Annotated in this window: 2 protein-coding genes; both read right to left on the bottom strand. The window is 69.8% G+C overall.

Features of this window, described 5'->3' with window-relative positions; all coding sequences use genetic code 11:
* Positions 1–225, bottom strand: a 225-nt coding sequence (locus VF468_08960) for an NAD(P)-dependent alcohol dehydrogenase (protein ID HEX5878436.1), incomplete at its 3' end; no start/stop codon positions are given.
* 621 nt (positions 226–846) lie between these two features.
* Positions 847–1,299, bottom strand: a complete 453-nt coding sequence (locus VF468_08955; protein HEX5878435.1) for a hypothetical protein — start codon at positions 1,297–1,299, stop codon at positions 847–849.
* Positions 1,300–2,515: the final 1,216 nt, after the last annotated feature.

Genomic DNA, 2,515 nt, shown 5'->3' with positions numbered 1-2,515 from the left:
GACGCGCCCGGCCACATCCGAGCCGAGCGTCCGGCGGGCCGGCGCGCGGAGCCCGCCCAGCCGCGCATACAGCGGCGCGCCCCGCAGGCACTCCCAGTCCGAGAGGTTGACCGACGTCGCCGAGACCCTAACGAGCACCTGGTTGGTGGTCGGCGACGGCGTCGGGACCTCCTCAACCCGCAACGACTCGGGTGGGCCGTACCTGTCGTAGACAACCGCTCTCATACCGCCCTCTCGTCCTGCCCGGAGCCCGGGCAACGCTGGCACCCGGACGGCCCCTACATGTGGGCGCGAGCCGCGCAGCCGGCGCAGCCGACCAAGCCCTACCGGGTGTCGAACGGACTCTATTGCTGGTGTCATCGTCAGAGGAGGCAACACATGAGCTGCACCAGGCGTCCCGGGCCGCCCGGCGCGCTCACCTGGACTAGGACGGCCGACTGTGTCGCAGAAACGGTCGTTTCTGAGATCGTCCCGCCCGCTGTTTAGGAGATAACTGCCAATCTTCTGTTCTCTACGGTCCAGTTGGGTCTAGCCAGATCAGGTTGGGCGGCGTTTCTGGTGAATGCGGTCTGGTGAGGTTCAGTTGTGGCCTGTGGAATGACCGGCAGAATGACTACTTGAGCAAGCAATCAGGGCTGTCTGGCGGCGCCATAGCACCTGCTTCGTATGCAGGCTGGCAAGGCCGAAAGTGGTAGGGCCTGCCGGATTGACGACCGCTCCGCCAAGACGCTGGGTAGTGTGGTCATCCTGCGGTTGAGGTGCGGCAGGCCGATCCAAGGCGTGTTCACCAGCAGCCTGGCCGTTGGGTGTCCCCAAGGGACTGCCGCCCGACCCTGCTGGAGGTGGCTATCCGCCGGGAGCTGGCTGCCAGGGCTCTCCGCCCGCAGATGGCTCCTGTTGGGGGACGCCGGCCAGCACGGCGGACAATACCCGCTCGGCCTGGTCGACCCGCGGCCGCAGAAGCCGCCAGTCCCGCCCGGTCGCCAGCGCCTGGTTCTCGGCGTCCACGGCCGCGACCAACTCCTGGAGCAGGCTTCGGACCTGTCCGGACCGCTGCTGTCTCTGGTCGTCGGGCGCGCGTTCGGCCAGCAGGTCCCAACGACCCATGAGGTCGACCAGCTCAGCCCGCAATGGCGGCCACGACAGGGCCCGCTGCCCGGCATCCTCCGCGGTCAGGACGAGCGGCAGCTGGATGCCGCTGGTCGTGCGGGAGTCCTGCTCCAGCGCGGCAGCCTGGGCGTCCCAGGCCGACCGCCGGCGTGACCGCCAGAGCAGCCAGCCGACAGCCAGCGCGACCACCAGGAGGAGGAGCAGGGTCCAGCCGAGGGCTCCCAGCCCCTCGGACTCGGCCGCGGCCGGTGTGCCCGCAGCCGAGGGCGTGGGGGCCGAGGTTGGCGCCAGCGCCTCAGCCGACCTCTCGGCGGTGGTCGTGGGCGAGTTGGGACGCTCGGCCGTGGTCGGGGGCCGGGTCGAGGCAGGCGTGTCCGCGGTGGTCCGGGGTGGTCGCGTCGGTTCGGTGGTCGTCTCCCTCGGTGACTCGGTCCCGCTCGGCTCAGGGCGGGTGCCGGAGCGTTCGGTCGTGGGGCGGGTCGCCGAGTCGCTCCCACCGCCGGCACCACAACCGCTGAGTCCCAGGACCAGGCTTAGCACGAGCCCGGCCAGGAGCCATGCCGTGAATGTGCGGCGGCCAGGGATGCCGGCTTCACCTCCTCGGTCCCTGGTGGGGGACAGGATCCGCCGCGACAGCCTCCAAGACGTCGGCATCGATGACCACCCTCCGGGTCAGCCAGGACAAGTGGGGGAGTGCGCCCGGCATGCGACGCCGGCCATTCTCGGCCGATGGTCCGTCCGCAGCATCATCCAAAGCGGGTGAGAACGCGGCCTCCAGAACCTGCCTCCGGGTACACGGCCCAGGCGGAACGGACGGCCACGTGCGCCCATGTGGGTCCGGGACCATTCGGCGGGCTGCTGGCGGGCGGGGCTGGGGGAGACCGCCAGCCTGCGTGTCCCGCCCTACCAGGGCGTGCTGTCGTGTTGTTGGTGATCCTTGTTGGGCCATTGGATACGCGGTGTTGGCCATGCTCACCAGGGCGTCCAGCAGGCCCCGGTGATTGCTCGGGCAGGGATCAGGCCGTCCAGAGCGTGGACGAGCTGGGAGGAGTCTGTCTCTGGGTGCGGAGACCGGCCTGGGCGAGCTGAGGTGTGGGTTGGACTGGCATCGTCCTAGGAGGTGGTTGGCCAGTGGCCAGGTCGACCGCGTGGCCGACCAGGAGAGGCTGGGTGCGCGCGAGGATGTCCCGCCGGTCGGGAGCCTTTGCGCAGCGAGGTTCGCCCCTCCTGTGGCAGGCTGCGCGGCACGTCACTTCCACCATTGCTGCTCAGAACCCGCCTAGGACCGTGCGCCTACCCAGACGCCGGCCTCGGCGTGGGCGTCCAGCAGCACTCGCCAGCTGCGATCCCCAAACCGCGACGCCTGTTCAGTGATCCCAGTATGTCGCTGAACAACACGGTGGCC

This window comes from Actinomycetota bacterium, assembly GCA_036280995.1.
Taxonomy (GTDB): domain Bacteria; phylum Actinomycetota; class CALGFH01; order CALGFH01; family CALGFH01; genus CALGFH01.
This window is presented reverse-complemented; position numbering and strand designations above follow the sequence as displayed.